A 15,106-nucleotide genomic window follows, 5' to 3' on the forward strand; every position below is an offset into this window, starting at 1 on the left:
TAATTTAGTAGCAAAACCTTATATATGATCAACAAAGTAGTTTCGGGTGCTGATGAAGCCATCAGCGATATCGAGAATGGGAACACCCTGATGCTCGGCGGTTTTGGGCTCTGCGGAATTCCTGAGAATTGCATTACCGCTCTGGTAAAAAAGGGCGTTAAAGATTTAACATGTATATCCAATAATGCTGGCGTAGATGATTTTGGCATCGGTTTGTTGCTGCAAACGCGTCAGGTCAAAAAAATGATTTCTTCTTATGTAGGTGAGAATGCAGAATTTGAGCGTCAGCTGCTGACCGGAGAGCTGGAAGTAGAACTGATTCCTCAGGGCACGCTGGCCACCAGATGTATGGCTGCCGGATACGGGATGCCTGCAATTTTTACGCCTGCCGGGGTAGGTACAGAAGTGGCCGAAGGTAAGGAAGTAAGAAACTTTAATGGTAAAGATTACCTGATGGAATATGCTTTTGATGCTGATTTTGCGCTGGTAAAAGCATGGAAAGGAGATACTGCCGGCAACCTGATTTTCAGGTCTACGAGCAGGAACTTTAATCCGGTGATGGCTATGGCCGGAAAGATCACGATCGCAGAAGTGGAAGAATTGGTGGAGGCAGGGGAACTTGATCCAGACCATATTCATACACCTGGTGTCTTCGTTCACCGCATTTTTCAAGGTTCGGCGTATGAAAAAAGAATTGAGCAACGCACAGTTAGAACAAAAAATTAATCCTGTAAATTATTTATATGTTGGATAAAGACGGAATTGCGAAACGTATCGCAAGAGAAATCAAAGACGGTTTTTATGTGAATTTAGGGATAGGTATTCCCACATTGGTTGCCAACTATATCCCGGAAGGCATCAATGTAGTGCTACAGTCGGAAAATGGCTTGCTAGGTATGGGCCCTTTTCCTTTTGAAGGAGAAGAGGATGCAGACCTGATCAATGCCGGAAAGCAAACGATCACCACACTGCCAGGATCTTCCATATTTGATTCCGCAATGAGCTTCGGAATGATCAGAAGTCAGAAGATTGACCTGACGATTTTAGGCGCAATGGAGGTTTCAGAAAACGGAGATATTGCCAACTGGAAGATTCCCGGAAAGATGGTTAAAGGAATGGGTGGTGCAATGGACCTGGTTGCTTCTGCAAAGAACATTATCGTGGCCATGCAACACGTCAATAAAGCCGGAGAAAGTAAGCTCTTGCCAAAATGCACCTTGCCTTTAACAGGTGTAAACTGCATCAAGAAAATTGTGACGGAGCTTGCCGTATTAGATGTGCTGCCTGGTGGCGGATTCAGACTGATAGAAAGAGCACCGGGAGTGAGCGTAGATTACATCAGACAAGCTACAACCGGTAAGTTGTTTGCAGATGATGACGTGCCGGAAATGATATTAAATTAGTGTCCATCAGGTATAGAATACCAGAAGAAAACCGGCGCTAAAATCCCGGATAAACGGGCAACAAGAAAGGGACGCTTGATGCGTCCCTTTCTTGTTTACTCTGCTTTATGCTTTAAATATTTTATTTTTAAATCTGAGGAGATATCCTCTGTGATTTTAATGATGTCATCAGGAGTGTCGAAATTGTTGGTGATCAATTGATCACAAGTTTCTCTGTATGGCAACAAGTATTCTTTATAGGCAGGAACCACATGGTTGTGCCATTTGTAGGTAACGTCATCTTCAGGATACCCTCTTTCCATACCGTCGCGTTTAATGCGTCGTGCTAAAGCAACAGACTCTTCTGCTTCCACAAATATACGGTGGTCTAATAAGGCTGCAATTTCTTTGAAATGCAAAATGAAAAGCCCTTCTACAATAATGATTGGAGCTGGATGGATTTCCAGAATTTTAGTGATTGCTAAAGGATTGTTGAAATTGTATTCCTTCTTATAAATCACTTCTCCTTTGATCAATTTCTTGATGTCCAGAAGGAACTGCTGATCATCAATGGTTGATGGCAGGTCGAAATTGTAAAGCTTGTTTTCTTCCTGGCTCATCTCGCCTACAGGAATGTAATAGTCATCCTGAGAAACCAGGGTTACTTCATCGTTCTTAAAATGATGTAAGAAACAATTTAAAAAAAAGGTTTTACCGGAACCACTTCCCCCCGCAATACCAATGATAAATGGCTTATTGTTCATTATCTTGTCCACCGTACGTTAAATTACAAAAAAATCTTTTATCTATAGCACCCAACGCGTCCGCCACGGCTTTAGTCATCACAATAATTACGTCTTTAGTAGATTCATTTTCCGTGAATTTACCTACCACCTTCGCAAAGGTAGATCTGTTGCTCATTGGATTGGTGATTTTCATTACGGTTCCAATTGGTGCACTGCGATGTAATACCAACATTTTTGAGGGATCAAGATCCGGATCTGCAATCCATATTCCTGTTCCTTTTTCGTCCATTTGGTTTAAGCCATACCTGCTGGCCGGCAACCTTAATGACGGATTTTTTATAGAATTCAAAGTATCCACCGGGTTTGCCGAAGGCACTGGTTTTTGTGGATATTGACCTTTGATCAGTAATTTTTGACCAACTCTTAAAGAGTATCCGGTCAGGTTATTCTTAGCTTTCACCTGATCCATCGATAACTTGTAACGGGTAGCAATAGAATACATGGTTTCATTAGAGGCTACAGTATGCTCAATAAAATCTTCCGAAGTATCTGCCGGGGCATTTACGGTTACCGGTTGATCCTGAACTGTTGCAGCAGGTTTTGTTTGTTTTTTCGGGAAGATAGGAATCAGAACTTCTTCTTTTGCTTCCTTTTTAGCAGGTTGCTGAACCACTATCGGTGTTGCAGGTACTGTGTTTGTTTTAGCTGCCACCACGATCGGAACTGCTGCCGTTACCGGTGCTGTTGTTGTCTCTGTTTCCGTAGTTTCTACGCCTTCGTTTGCAGGGATTTTTAAGATTTGTCCGATAGAAAGATTAATGGTGTTCAGGTTATTAACCCTTTTGATTTCACTAACGGTAGTGCCATATTTCTTAGCCAGCATACCCAGGTTTTCTTTTTTCTGAACAGTATGTTCTATTAGGATGCCATCAGGGTCAGTATTTTCATTCTTCTTTAGAATCGCATTTTTACCAGTCGCTGTGATTGGTGTTTTTGCCGCTGCCGGACTATTAAATGGAATATTGGTAGGTACTTTAATGATGACGCCAATCTGGAGGAACTTATTGTCGTTGAAAGTCATGATGTCTTTCGGGATCACATTGTATCTTCTGCCGATGGCATAGTAAGTGTCTTTTGCGGCTACTTCGTGGATAATTAACTTTTTGCCATTCCGGTTTTCTACTCCTATAGAATCCCTTGTACTGGTATTGGCATTGGCAGTGGGTAATTTTAAAAGCACTGCAAATAACGATACTATATAATATTTATACATTAATGTCTCTGTTAAATTTAATGAACAATTATACGAATAATAAAAGAAAGCGGGAATTTTGAATATTAAACGTTCATTCCAAGGGGGTATTGTCCCTCTAAATAACAATTTTCAAAACCATTTAATTTTCGTGTTGTTGTATAGGCAAACCCTATGATCGGACAAAAATAAAACAATATATACTATGGACGCAAAAGAAATTAGTTTAAATGAGAAAGAAGTAAGACCTATAGTGGACATGCTTAATGACTATCTAGCTAACTATCATATACATTACCAGAAATTAAGAGGTTGTCACTGGAATGTAAAAGGTCAGAACTTCTTCACTTTACATATCAAATTTGAAGAATTATATACCAATGCACAGTTAACAATTGATGAAATAGCAGAGCGTGTCCTTACTTTAGGTAAGCCACCACATAGCCGTTTTGTAGACTATATAAAAGAATCAACTCTTGAAGAAGTGAATACCATAGGCATGAAAGACATGGATATGGTGGAAGAAATTTTAGCCGATATGGCTCATTTAATCCAGGTAGAACGTGATTTGTTGGAAGCCACTGATAAAGCTGGTGATGACGGATCAAATGACATGGTCAACAGATTCATGCAATTCAAAGAAAAAAACACCTGGATGCTGAGATCTTTTTGTGGTAAAAAGTAAACAATCATTCCCCCTAATGATCTGTTAAGCCGCTGTCTGATTATTCAGGCAGCGGCTTTTTTTATTTCCTAAAGCGGTGGGTCAATCTGTTGTTGCAGGTAATTGTGTGGTGTAATTCCTTTCTGTCTTTTAAATTCGTAAAAGAAAGAGCTGCGGGAAGAAAATCCGGCTTCACGACCTAAGCCATCCAGACTGTATTGCCTGCAGTGGTCTTTGTTTTGTAGTTCAGCCAAAATATAATTCACCCGGTAAGTATTGATGAAATGACTGAAATTTTGCTGGAAATATAAGTTGAGCAAATGCGATAAGGTATGTGAACTCACATTCAGCATTTCTGCGAGTTGTGCCAGCGACAATTTCTTCTGACGGTAGGGGTGATGTTCCTCCAGATAGGCTGCAATACTTTCTTTTGACAACACCGTTTCCTCCCCCTGCCTGTTATAGGCACTCACGATCTTCTTTAGTGTGGTGATTTTAATGTTCAGATAGGAAGCCACGAGTTCTAATGGGATACGTGTAGCGTGATGCGGGTAATTCTTTAAAAAGTCGGCATATTTATCTGATGCCGTACCAATCCGGAAGAATACCGAACGGTGATGTGCAATCTTATAATAAAGCTCCATCACTTTTCTCATCACAATATTCATTTCCGGAAAATCTGCGGTCAGCTTTTCCAGATCGTCTACATGTACGCCCAGCAGTAAGGAATCTTCTTCTGCTTTGATGTCTTCCGTAGCTGGTACAATTCCATAGATTCCCTCAATGGCAGATACAAACTCTCCCTGAACACAAATGAAACTCGTGATGACTTGTTTTCCCGAAGTAGCCTCACCGGTTAGGATGCCTTCAATTATAAAGTATACAAAATAACTGTAGTCCCCCTTTCTCAATAAATATTCATTCTTCCTGACATGAATTTCATAGCAGGTTTCACTGAGTTGTAGTTTGGCAGCTAAAGGGAGCGGAAAGAAGTAATCTAAACGTTCAAATACCGAATACAAATATTTTTGATCAGGCTTTTTTTTCTGGTGGAGCGGTGTAGGCATGGAGGAATTTGTGGTTTGCGGTTGCAAAATAGCTAAAAGTGGGTGTAAGATTATAATGTTGTACTCTTTAGGTGTAAAATTTTGCTATTTCATAAAGTTTCGCTGTTACTTTTGTTAAAAATGTAAACGTATTGTCTTTGGTTAATAGTTATTGTAATTAGTGCTAAACATTTGTACCAGTTACCATTAGTCCGGGATTCTTATTATAGGTATTAAAGATTATGGAACGCTCCCATTTGTAATTGCTTCGACTGCTATTCCTGGCAGCGGAGCTTTTATTTTTATAAGAGTAAAGCAATATATCTCTTTTCTATGGAATGGCTTTAGGCCAAACAATAATAGTTTAATACCTTTGGTAGGTAATGGGATATAAAAGTTTAGCAGAATGTGTTGCCGATTTAGAAAAACACGGCCATTTAATCAGGATTAAAGAAGAAGTTGATCCATATCTGGAAATGGCAGCCATCCATTTGCGTGTTTACGAACAACAGGGGCCCGCTTTGTACTTCGAGAAGGTGAAAGGAAGTCCTTTTCCGGCAGTATCCAATCTATTTGGTACACTGGAACGTTCAAAATTCATGTTCAGAGATAGCCTGGATAAAGTAGAGCAGTTGGTAGGATTGAAATTTGATCCGATGACTGCGCTAAAAAAGCCCTTGCAAATTCCTGGGATTGCCCTTACTGCCCTTACAGCATTGCCTTTAAAACAAACTTTTAAATCAACTTTTAGTAAGACGACAATCAGTGCTTTGCCACAGATTGTAAACTGGCCTATGGATGGTGGTCCTTTTATTACCATGCCACAGGTATATACAGAAGATATCGATAAGCCCGGAATTATGAATGCCAATCTCGGCATGTACCGGATCCAGCTTGCCGGTAATGATTACCTACAAGATCAGGAGATCGGATTACATTACCAGATTCACCGGGGAATTGGCGTGCATCAGTCCAAAGCGAATGCAAAAGGACAACCTTTAAAGGTGAGTATCTTTGTAGGGGGGCCGCCTTCGCATCCCCTGGCAGCAGTAATGCCCTTGCCGGAAGGCTTGTCGGAAATGACCTTTGCAGGTGCATTGGGCAACCGCAGGTTCAGGTATTTTTATGATGAGGAAGGTTTCTGTATTTCTGCGGATGCTGATTTTGTGATCACCGGAACCGTTTATCCTCAGGAAAATAAACCTGAAGGTCCTTTTGGGGATCATTTGGGCTATTATAGCTTAACCCATCCATTTCCCTTGATGAAGGTTCACAATGTGTACCATCGTAAGGATGCGATATGGTCCTTCACTGTGGTGGGCAGACCTCCGCAGGAGGATACCAGTTTTGGCGCCTTGATTCATGAGATTGCAGGATCGGCTTTGCCGCAAGAAATCCATGGATTAAAAGAGCTGAATGCAGTGGATGCTGCGGGTGTTCATCCTTTGTTATTCGCTATAGGAAGCGAGCGATATACACCTTTCCTTAAAGAACGCAGGCCTCAGGAGATCCTAACCATTGCCAATCATATTCTAGGTAAAAATCAGCTGAGTCTGGCTAAATACCTGTTTATCGCCGCAAGGGAAGATGATGAATCTTTAGATACGCATGATCTTTCCCGTTTTATGCAACATGTTTTGTCAAGAATGGATCCGCGGACTGATTTGCATTTCCATACAAATACCACCATCGATACCTTAGATTATAGTGGTGATGGTTTGAATAGTGGCTCTAAAGTAGTCTTTGCAGCTGCTGGTGCAGTACGTAGAACCTTATCGGAGGTCGTTCCGGTAGGATTTACTTTACCGGAGGGTTTTAGCAATGCTTTTATTGCTATTCCAGGGGTGCTTGCTGTTCAGGCTGCTTCATACCTGAGCCATGCGAAAGCAATGGAAGAAATCGCGCTTTTAAATGAGCAACTGAAAGATCTGGATCTGGAAGGAATTGCTTTAATTGTGCTATGTGATGATAGTGCTTTCACTGCACAAAATATCAATAATCTGGTATGGATCACCTTTACAAGAAGTAACCCTGCGGTGGATATTCATGGCATCAATTCATTTACCACGAATAAACATTGGGGCTGCACCGGGCCGGTGGTAATTGACGCACGTAAGAAGCCTCACCATGCGCCGGAACTAATTAAGGATGTTCAGGTAGAAAAGAATATAGAAAGATTTGCAGGACTTTTTAAAGCCGGAGGGTTTTAATCAGTATACTTGTTCATGTGTAGTTCAATAAAAAAGGGAAGCTGATTTTGCATCAGCTTCCCTTTTTAGTATAGTAAATTAGTATCTGGCGGAGAGATTAGAATCTCACACCAAATGTTAAAAATACATTGTCTCTACTTGTTTTGATATTGGCAACAGGCTCTGATCCATTATTTAAAAAGTAACCATCAAGATCTACATTGCCTTGTATGCGTTGGTAAGCAAGGTCTAAATAATAGTTACCTACACGGTAGCCTACACCACCAGTGTAATATTCAGTGCCAAAATATGATTTGGTATCATTTTTTATTGCAGTACCGTTGTTACCGTAACCAGCTCTTAAACTCACTGCATTATCCACTTTATACTCTGCACCGATTCTATAGTTAACCGCGCTTTGGTAATTGTCGCTAATGAAGTCATTTGCATTATTTACCTGACCCTGGTTGTTGTCCTGGTCTACAGAATAATGGATTGATGAATAATCAACATAGTCAATGTCAGCCGAGATCAAGGCTCTGCCTCCAAGCACATAACTTGCGCCCAATGATCCTTTTCCAGGAGTACGCAATTGGTAAGTTATGCCATTTACGCCCGGGGTATTCGTGAAAAGACCTTCTTTTATGCCTTCAGAATAAGAAGTAGACAAAGAATGCGCCTGAACATCATCATAATACATCCAGCTAGGGGATTGGTAAGTTGCACCTATACGTAGGTTTGCATCAGGTCTGTAGATGATACCTAAACGGGCATTGAAACCTGCACCTTTAATTTCTGAATTTGTTCTGTAATCTAAATCATAATTGCTGAGAACACCGGTATTATATCCTGATTCTTTAAATGAACGATCACTTACATACCTCGAGTTTACAAAATTCAGACTGGCACCAACATAGAATTTATTGGAGATATTTAAAGCGCCTGCTACATTCATTTCTGAGGTGGCTCCTGTTCTGATTTCGTTTTGGCTTTGACGGTATGGTGCACGGGTTGCCGGACTATAAACATCGTTTGTCCCGTCGTAATTGATCAGGTAGTTGTCATAGGCCATTTTTTCTATGCTGTAGTTGGTCAGAGTTGTCGGGTCACCCGGCGCGAAAAAGTTGGCTTCTTCTGCAAAAAAATTATTGACAGAATTCTGATTGTTGGTTCCATTAAAGCTGTATTTTCCTGTGAAATCGTTGTTACGGCTATAACCTACGCCAAAAACAGTACTGATCACACCTTTAGTAGGATCCTGACCTTTAGGTTTATAAGTAGGGTTATAAAACACCGCGCCTACGTTATTAAGGTTCAGCATATTTTTAGAAGAGTTGGTTCTTTCGCCAAGGAAATCTGCTTTTCCTTTCATCATATTGAATTCCGGAGTAAAGCTAAACTCTGATTTGGTGAAAAGACCAAGTCCTGCCGGGTTACCACCCAAAGAGCTCATATCACCACCTACACCAATTTGTGCGCCACCCATACTTTTAAATCTGGCGGTGCTGCCATAGTTCGTTTGAGAAAATCTCAGGGCATCAGCTCCGGTCTGTGCATATAAAGAACCTGTAGTGGCTACTATAACCACTAAGGAGGATAGAATTTTTTTCATGTTTGTTTTCTGAATGATAATAATTAGACCAGGTTAACCTCTTCCACCTCGTGAAGATCTGCCACCGCCGCCGCCGCTACTACCGCCACCAGAAGATCTGCTACCTCCATCTCCACCACGTGATGGTGCGCTATAGGTTGGCGTATTTTGTGGTTGTGGTCTGTAACTTTCTCTCGAAGGTCTGGCTTGAGGTTGTTGGTTGTAATTATCACGTCCAGATCTGGTACTTTGACCTGCTGGTCTCTGACCGGTTCCTTGTGTTCTGTTAGGGATATAGGAATCTGCTCTGCTTCCACGGGAAATCACATTTCCGTTTCTGTCGCTTCTTGTGTTTCCGGAATTTCCTCTGACCGTACTACCGCCATTACTCATTCTGTCACCAAAGCCTCTTGATGGTCTTGGAGCATTGTTAGTTCTGCCGGTATTTGAGCCGATAATGATGCCTGGATAGAAGCCACCGCCCCATCCCGGATAAAAACCACCACCCCATCCCGGATACCATGGGTTATAACCGAAAGAAGGATAGAAGCCACCGCCCCATCCGTAGTATGGGTTACCCCATGCGGAACCAAAGCTAAGGCCTAAAGAAAATCCGTAATTACCAAATCCACCACCGTAACCGAAGCCACCGTCGAAATAAGGATCATAATAAGATCTCCATGGACTGGCGTAAGAAAATCTATTGATACGGGAAGAGTAATCCATGTCATAATAAGGATCACTGGTACCATAATATTCATCGTTAGAATCGTAATACTCTTGAGGAGCTACTACTCTTGGCTGAGGCGTATAAATCTGCGCTTTTGCATTCGAGTTGTAAACATCATCCTCTTGGGCACCTTGCTGCGCATACCTTGGCGCAGAGCAGGAAGCGACAACCACGGTCGTCAAAGCCAGCATACTGGTGAATAAATGTCTAGGTTTCATAACTATATGTGTTGTTTGTGTGTCACACGCTTTTTTGTAGGCTATAAATTTATAAATTTGTAAACTACATTTCAAGCAAAGTTACACAAAAAACATTCCAAATAGTTATGAGCAAAGGTATTACAAGTAAAAATGAAGATTATTCGCAGTGGTATAACGACATTGTTATGAAAGCCGATCTGGCAGAGCATTCCTCTGTTAAAGGATGTATGGTGATAAAACCCTATGGATACTCCATTTGGGAGAAAATACAGGCGGTTTTAGACAAGAAGTTTAAAGATACAGGACATAGTAACGCTTATTTTCCTTTATTCATTCCTAAGTCATATTTTTCTAAGGAAGCATCACACGTGGAAGGTTTTGCCACTGAATGTGCCGTAGTGACACATTACCGTCTAAAAAATGATGGAAATGGAAACATTATCGTGGATGAAACTGCGAAACTGGAAGAAGAGTTAATTGTAAGACCAACATCTGAAACCATCATCTGGAATACTTACAGAGGATGGATCCAGTCGTACCGTGATCTTCCTTTGCTGATCAACCAATGGGCAAATGTGGTGCGCTGGGAAATGCGTACGCGTCTGTTCCTTCGTACTACGGAATTCTTGTGGCAGGAAGGGCATACCGCTCATGCAACTGCTCAGGAAGCTGTGGAAGAAACAGAGAAAATGTTAGATGTATATGCTGATTTCGCGGAAACCTGGATGGCTATGCCAGTAGTAAAAGGAATGAAAACGCCTAATGAGCGTTTCGCTGGTGCATTAGAAACCTATTGTATTGAAGCATTAATGCAGGATGGTAAAGCTTTACAAGCAGGTACTTCTCACTTCCTCGGACAAAATTTCGCCAAAGCATTTGACGTGAAATTCACGAATAAAGAAGGTAAAATCGAGCATGTATGGGCTAGTTCATGGGGTGTTTCGACTCGTTTAATGGGCGCCTTAATCATGGCACATAGTGATGATGCCGGTTTAGTATTGCCTCCAAAATTAGCACCGATCCAGGTGGTCATTATTCCGATTCACAAGAATGAGGAAGACCTTAAAAATATCACCGGTTTTGTAGATGAGTTAACTGCTAAATTGAAAAGCTTAGGCGTATCGGTGAAATATGACGACCGTGAAGCACAACGCCCTGGATTCAAATTCGCAGAATATGAATTGAAAGGTGTACCAATCCGTTTAGCTATTGGTGGCCGTGATATGGAAAATGGTACTGTTGAACTTGCCCGTAGAGACACCAGAGAGAAACAAACCGTTGCTCAGGAAGGTCTTGATATTTTCATCGTACAGTTGTTAGATGAAATCCAGGCAAATATCTATAATAAAGCATTCCAGTACCGCGAAGAACATACTACTGAAGCGAATTCTTATGATGAGCTGAAAGAACTGTTAGACGGTAAAACAGGATTTGTTTCTGCACATTGGGATGGTACTCCGGAAACGGAACAAAAGATAAAAGAGGAAACAAAAGCAACGATCAGATGTATTCCTTTAAACAATAAGCAGGAAGATGGTGTTTGTATTTACTCAGGCAAACCATCTAAACAAAGGGTATTATTTGCCCGCGCCTATTAATAAAGAAAGTAATTTCCGCGATTAAGGGAAACAAAGATTAAAAAATGGACACAGTAAATTACGCTAAAATACTTACTGAATTCAAAAATAAAGCCTCTTTAAAACAGGCGGTCTACAGAAATACTACGGAAGTCTTTGAGTTGCTGAAAAAGCAACTCATTGCTACTGCCGGGCGATTTGCAAATCTGGTAACGGTAGAAAGCCTGACAGATATCATTGAACGGTCAATTTTGATCTGTCTGGCTTCCGATTTGATTATTCCCCCTTATGCGCAAATAAAAGAAGTAACTTTAAATCAGAAACAATCCATGTTGGCGGCAAGCGGTTACCCGACGGGAAAACACCCGGGGTATCAGTTTAAGGCCGAAACAGAACAAAATAATAACCTATGAAGTTCGCAACAAAAGCTATACATGCCGGTCAGGAACCTGACCCGTCTACAGGAGCAGTAATGACTCCAATCTATCAAACTTCTACCTACTGGCAAAAATCTCCCGGAGATCACCAGGGTTTTGAATATTCCAGAGGTACAAATCCTACGCGTAAAGCTTTAGAAGATTGCCTTGCCGCTTTGGAAAATGCTAAATACGGTTTGGCTTTCTCTAGTGGAATGGGGGCTACAGATACGGTTTTAAGGCTGTTGCAACCGGGTGATGAAGTGATCACCGGAAATGATCTTTATGGTGGTTCTTACCGTATCTTCACTAAAGTATATGCGAAATATGGCATCAAATTCCATTTCCTGGATTTATCTAAACCAGAAAATATGCTGCCATATATCAATGATAAAACTAAATTGGTATGGATTGAAACGCCTACAAACCCGACAATGCAGATTATCGACATTGAAGGTGTGGCCAAAATCACGAAAGCCAATAACCTGATTTTAACGGTAGACAATACCTTTGCTTCTCCTTATCTTCAAAATCCTATTGATCTGGGTGCAGACATCGTGATGCATTCGGTAACCAAATATATCGGTGGTCACTCTGATGTAGTGATGGGTGCTTTATTAGTGAATGATGAGCAGTTGTATAAAGACCTTTGGTTTATTTACAATGCTTGTGGTGCTACACCAGGACCTCAGGATGCATTTTTAGTGTTGAGAGGGATTAAGACCCTTCATTTACGTATGAAAGCGCATTGTGAGAACGGTGAAAAAGTTGCGCGTTTCCTTAAAACTCATCCAAAGGTAGATAAGATCTACTGGCCGGGTTTTGAAGATCATCCTAACCATGACATCGCGAAGAAACAAATGCGCGGTTTTGGTGGTATGGTGTCCATCACTTTAAAAGGTGCTGACCTTCAGGAAACGTTCAGAGTTGCTTCCTCTTTCAAAGTGTTTACGCTTGCAGAATCACTAGGTGGGGTAGAATCATTGATCAACCACCCGGTAAGTATGACGCATGGTTCTATTCCTAAGGAAGAACGCGAGAAAGTTGGTGTTACTGATAACCTTTTACGCCTGAGTGTAGGTGTAGAGGATATCGACGATTTAATCGCTGATTTAGAACAGGCTTTAAGCTAATTTATACAGTACTAAAATAAGAAATATTGGAATTCCTGGAACTTAAAGACTTTTTGGACTATAAGGTGGAGCAGTACAACAGGCCGAACTTTATTACCAATGATCCGATTTGCATTCCGCACCGTTTTTCTAAAAAACAAGACGTTGAAATTGCCGCATTTTTTGCGGCAATTTTAGCTTGGGGGCAACGGAAAACCATCATCAATAAATGTACAGAGCTGTTTGAACGCATGGACAATGCGCCTTATGATTTCATGTTGCAGCATAGCGATGAAGACCTCAAAGGCTTGCTGGGCTTTAAGCACCGTACCTTCAATGATACAGATTTATTGTATTTCGTGTCTTTCTTTAAGTTTCATTACGAACAGTCGGATAGTCTGGAAACTGCATTCCTTGCTCCGAAGCCTGAATTCAGGGAAGAATATCTGGAAGAAGTGCCTTTAAAAGGTAAAGCACAAAAAGGCTATGCTTCTGCTGCCTGTATGTTATCAGAATTAGAGAAAACACCTCCAACGGAACAGGCCTTAAATTATTTCAGGTCTTACTTTTTTAGTCTGCCGGATTTCCCAAAGAGGACGATCAAACATGTTTCTTCGCCAATGCAAAAGTCCACCTGTAAGCGCCTCAATATGTTTTTACGCTGGATGGTTAGAAAGGACAATAAAGGAGTGGATTTTGGGCTTTGGAATACGGTGAAACCATCAGATTTAATTTGTCCCTGTGATGTTCATGTAGATCGTGTGGCACGTAAACTCGGGATGATCAGCAGAAAGCAAACGGATTGGCAAACTGCGGTTGAATTGACTAAAAAGCTTGCTGAATTTGATCCTTTGGATCCTGTAAAGTACGATTTTGCATTATTTGGATTAGGTGTAGAAGAGAAGTTTTAACTTTATGCTATGGTGACTTTTAAAGCAGAGATAGAACGTTTTGCCGAAATGGGTGAAAAAACAGGCTGGACTTATGTTTTCATTCCCTTTGCGATTGCCAATGAAATCAAAGCAGATTGCAGAAAAAGCTACCGGGTAAAAGGTAGGCTGGATCAGGTTGCTGTTGAAGGATTAGCATTGGTACCCATGGGCGAAGGCGATTTCATCATTGCCTTAAACGGGCCACTTCGCAAGAAACTTAAAAAGGAGAAGGGAGCAGTACTTGAGCTTAGTCTGGAAGCCGATCTAACTTTCGAGATCAGGATGCCGGAAGATCTGGAAGCCTGCCTTTCTGATGAACCAAAATGGTTGCAAGGCTTTTTAAAGTTACCAAAATCTCATCAAAACTGGTACATCAATTGGTTGAATTCAGCGAAAACAGAAGCTACACGAACGAAAAGACTGGTCAAAATTGTTACTGCGATGGACAAAGACTGGGATTTCGGAACGATGATGCGGGATGGAAAACCCCGCAAGGAATAAGGAATTACCGGTTGTAATTCCTGAACCAACTCCAGACTTTCATTTGAATCACCCCTAAAAATGCTTCCCTGAAAATACGGGTACTCATTTTAGAAGTACCTTCTGTACGGTCAGTAAAGATGATTGGAACTTCGACTACCTTAAAGCCATATTTGATCGCTGTAAACTTCATCTCAATCTGGAAGGCATAACCCACAAATTTGATTTTATCTAAAGGAATGGTCTCTAAAACGCGTCTGGTATAACATTTAAAACCGGCAGTAGCATCCTGAATGTCAATTCTGGTAATGATACGCACATACATAGAAGCGAAGTACGACATCAGCACCCTGCTCATTGGCCAGTTGACTACATTGACTCCATTTACATAACGGGAACCAATGGCCAGATCTGCACCTTTCACACAAGCATCACGAAGCCTGGTCAGGTCGTCCGGATTGTGGGAGAAGTCGGCATCCATCTCAAAAATATACTGATATTCCGGACGGGACAAGGCCCATCGGAAACCATGAATATAGGCGGTGCCTAATCCTAACTTTCCTGTTCTTTCCTCAATATGAAGCGCAGGAAATTCACTTTGCAATCCTTTAACAATGGCAGCTGTTCCATCAGGAGAACCATCATCAATAATCAGGATTTCAAAAGCATAAGGCAACGAAAAAACCTTTCTAATGATCTTCTCAATATTTTCTTTCTCGTTGTAGGTAGGGATTATAATTAGACTGTCTGACACGTAAAATAAATTTAGGAGCGAAATTATGTATTCTT

15 protein-coding genes are annotated in these 15,106 nt (G+C 41.2%); 9 read left to right on the plus strand and 6 right to left on the minus strand.

Going from position 1 to position 15,106, the window contains the following annotated elements; all coding sequences use genetic code 11:
• The first annotated feature begins 24 nt into the window (after positions 1–24).
• Both OQX61_RS10335 and OQX61_RS10340 read left to right on the plus strand, forming a co-directional pair.
• The gene (locus tag OQX61_RS10335) at positions 25–726 is read left to right on the plus strand and encodes a CoA transferase subunit A (protein WP_265841582.1); all 702 of its coding nucleotides are present in this window, start codon (positions 25–27) and stop codon (positions 724–726) included.
• 17 nt (positions 727–743) lie between these two features.
• Positions 744–1,403: a CoA transferase subunit B gene (locus OQX61_RS10340; RefSeq protein WP_265841583.1), complete on the plus strand. Its 660-nt coding sequence runs from the start codon at positions 744–746 to the stop codon at positions 1,401–1,403.
• A 95-nt stretch (positions 1,404–1,498) separates the two neighbouring features.
• Here the strand turns inward: OQX61_RS10340 and OQX61_RS10345 are convergent, their stop codons facing one another.
• Positions 1,499–2,146 (minus strand): P-loop NTPase fold protein, encoded by a 648-nt coding sequence (locus OQX61_RS10345; RefSeq protein ID WP_265841645.1) that lies wholly within the window; start codon positions 2,144–2,146, stop codon positions 1,499–1,501.
• On the minus strand, positions 2,136–3,401 hold the full coding sequence (locus OQX61_RS10350) for a LysM peptidoglycan-binding domain-containing protein (protein WP_265841584.1): 1,266 nt from the start codon (positions 3,399–3,401) through the stop codon (positions 2,136–2,138). Before OQX61_RS10350 ends, OQX61_RS10345 begins: the two co-directional genes overlap by 11 nt.
• Positions 3,402–3,585: 184 nt before the next feature.
• Here OQX61_RS10350 and OQX61_RS10355 point away from each other — a divergent pair, with 184 nt between their 5' ends.
• Positions 3,586–4,065: a DNA starvation/stationary phase protection protein gene (locus tag OQX61_RS10355; RefSeq protein ID WP_265841585.1), complete on the plus strand. Its 480-nt coding sequence runs from the start codon at positions 3,586–3,588 to the stop codon at positions 4,063–4,065.
• A 68-nt stretch (positions 4,066–4,133) separates the two neighbouring features.
• Here OQX61_RS10355 and OQX61_RS10360 read toward each other — a convergent pair whose 3' ends face one another.
• Entirely contained in the window at positions 4,134–5,111 is a 978-nt protein-coding gene (locus tag OQX61_RS10360; RefSeq protein WP_265841586.1) for a helix-turn-helix domain-containing protein, read from the minus strand.
• A gap of 362 nt (positions 5,112–5,473) precedes the next feature.
• Here OQX61_RS10360 and OQX61_RS10365 point away from each other — a divergent pair, with 362 nt between their 5' ends.
• Entirely contained in the window at positions 5,474–7,300 is a 1,827-nt protein-coding gene (locus tag OQX61_RS10365; protein WP_265841587.1) for a UbiD family decarboxylase, read from the plus strand.
• 97 nt (positions 7,301–7,397) lie between these two features.
• On the opposite strand, the gene OQX61_RS10370 is transcribed toward OQX61_RS10365, so the two are convergent.
• The gene (locus OQX61_RS10370) at positions 7,398–8,891 is read right to left on the minus strand and encodes an outer membrane protein transport protein (RefSeq protein WP_265841588.1); all 1,494 of its coding nucleotides are present in this window, start codon (positions 8,889–8,891) and stop codon (positions 7,398–7,400) included.
• Positions 8,892–8,924: 33 nt separating this feature from the next.
• Positions 8,925–9,818 (minus strand): hypothetical protein, encoded by an 894-nt coding sequence (locus OQX61_RS10375; RefSeq protein WP_265841589.1) that lies wholly within the window; start codon positions 9,816–9,818, stop codon positions 8,925–8,927.
• A 107-nt stretch (positions 9,819–9,925) separates the two neighbouring features.
• Between OQX61_RS10375 and proS the strand changes: the two genes are divergently transcribed.
• From proS to OQX61_RS10400, 5 genes are read left to right on the plus strand one after another with little or no spacing between them, the layout of a single operon-like run.
• Entirely contained in the window at positions 9,926–11,398 is a 1,473-nt protein-coding gene (gene proS, locus OQX61_RS10380; protein WP_265841590.1) for a proline--tRNA ligase, read from the plus strand.
• Positions 11,399–11,442: 44 nt separating this feature from the next.
• Positions 11,443–11,790: a hypothetical protein gene (locus tag OQX61_RS10385; protein ID WP_265841592.1), complete on the plus strand. Its 348-nt coding sequence runs from the start codon at positions 11,443–11,445 to the stop codon at positions 11,788–11,790.
• A complete protein-coding gene (locus OQX61_RS10390) occupies positions 11,787–12,926 on the plus strand; it encodes a cystathionine gamma-synthase (RefSeq protein WP_265841593.1) in 1,140 nt (379 codons plus the stop codon). Before OQX61_RS10385 ends, OQX61_RS10390 begins: the two co-directional genes overlap by 4 nt.
• A 26-nt stretch (positions 12,927–12,952) precedes the next feature.
• Complete coding sequence (locus tag OQX61_RS10395) at positions 12,953–13,816, plus strand: TIGR02757 family protein (protein ID WP_265841594.1); 864 nt, start codon at positions 12,953–12,955, stop codon at positions 13,814–13,816.
• Positions 13,817–13,825: 9 nt separating this feature from the next.
• On the plus strand, positions 13,826–14,338 hold the full coding sequence (locus OQX61_RS10400; RefSeq protein WP_265841595.1) for a YdeI/OmpD-associated family protein: 513 nt from the start codon (positions 13,826–13,828) through the stop codon (positions 14,336–14,338).
• A 4-nt stretch (positions 14,339–14,342) separates the two neighbouring features.
• Here the strand turns inward: OQX61_RS10400 and OQX61_RS10405 are convergent, their stop codons facing one another.
• Positions 14,343–15,071 carry a polyprenol monophosphomannose synthase gene (locus OQX61_RS10405; protein WP_265841596.1) on the minus strand — a complete coding sequence of 243 codons (729 nt, stop codon included), beginning with the start codon at positions 15,069–15,071 and terminating at the stop codon, positions 14,343–14,345.
• Positions 15,072–15,106: the final 35 nt, after the last annotated feature.

The sequence above is a fragment of the Pedobacter sp. PLR genome, assembly GCF_026239675.1.
Taxonomy (GTDB): Bacteria; Bacteroidota; Bacteroidia; order Sphingobacteriales; family Sphingobacteriaceae; genus Pedobacter.

Bases quoted from the DNA above. Each gene is read 5' to 3' on its own strand.
- OQX61_RS10335 (WP_265841582.1), top strand. From the start codon at position 25: ATGATCAACAAAGTAGTTTCGGGTGCTGATGAAGCCATCAGCGATATC.
- OQX61_RS10340 (WP_265841583.1), top strand. From the start codon at position 744: ATGTTGGATAAAGACGGAATTGCGAAACGTATCGCAAGAGAAATCAAA.
- OQX61_RS10345 (WP_265841645.1), bottom strand. From the start codon at position 2,146: ATGAACAATAAGCCATTTATCATTGGTATTGCGGGGGGAAGTGGTTCC.
- OQX61_RS10350 (WP_265841584.1), bottom strand. From the start codon at position 3,401: ATGTATAAATATTATATAGTATCGTTATTTGCAGTGCTTTTAAAATTA.
- OQX61_RS10355 (WP_265841585.1), top strand. From the start codon at position 3,586: ATGGACGCAAAAGAAATTAGTTTAAATGAGAAAGAAGTAAGACCTATA.
- OQX61_RS10360 (WP_265841586.1), bottom strand. From the start codon at position 5,111: ATGCCTACACCGCTCCACCAGAAAAAAAAGCCTGATCAAAAATATTTG.
- OQX61_RS10365 (WP_265841587.1), top strand. From the start codon at position 5,474: ATGGGATATAAAAGTTTAGCAGAATGTGTTGCCGATTTAGAAAAACAC.
- OQX61_RS10370 (WP_265841588.1), bottom strand. From the start codon at position 8,891: ATGAAAAAAATTCTATCCTCCTTAGTGGTTATAGTAGCCACTACAGGT.
- OQX61_RS10375 (WP_265841589.1), bottom strand. From the start codon at position 9,818: ATGAAACCTAGACATTTATTCACCAGTATGCTGGCTTTGACGACCGTG.
- proS (WP_265841590.1), top strand. From the start codon at position 9,926: ATGAGCAAAGGTATTACAAGTAAAAATGAAGATTATTCGCAGTGGTAT.
- OQX61_RS10385 (WP_265841592.1), top strand. From the start codon at position 11,443: ATGGACACAGTAAATTACGCTAAAATACTTACTGAATTCAAAAATAAA.
- OQX61_RS10390 (WP_265841593.1), top strand. From the start codon at position 11,787: ATGAAGTTCGCAACAAAAGCTATACATGCCGGTCAGGAACCTGACCCG.
- OQX61_RS10400 (WP_265841595.1), top strand. From the start codon at position 13,826: ATGGTGACTTTTAAAGCAGAGATAGAACGTTTTGCCGAAATGGGTGAA.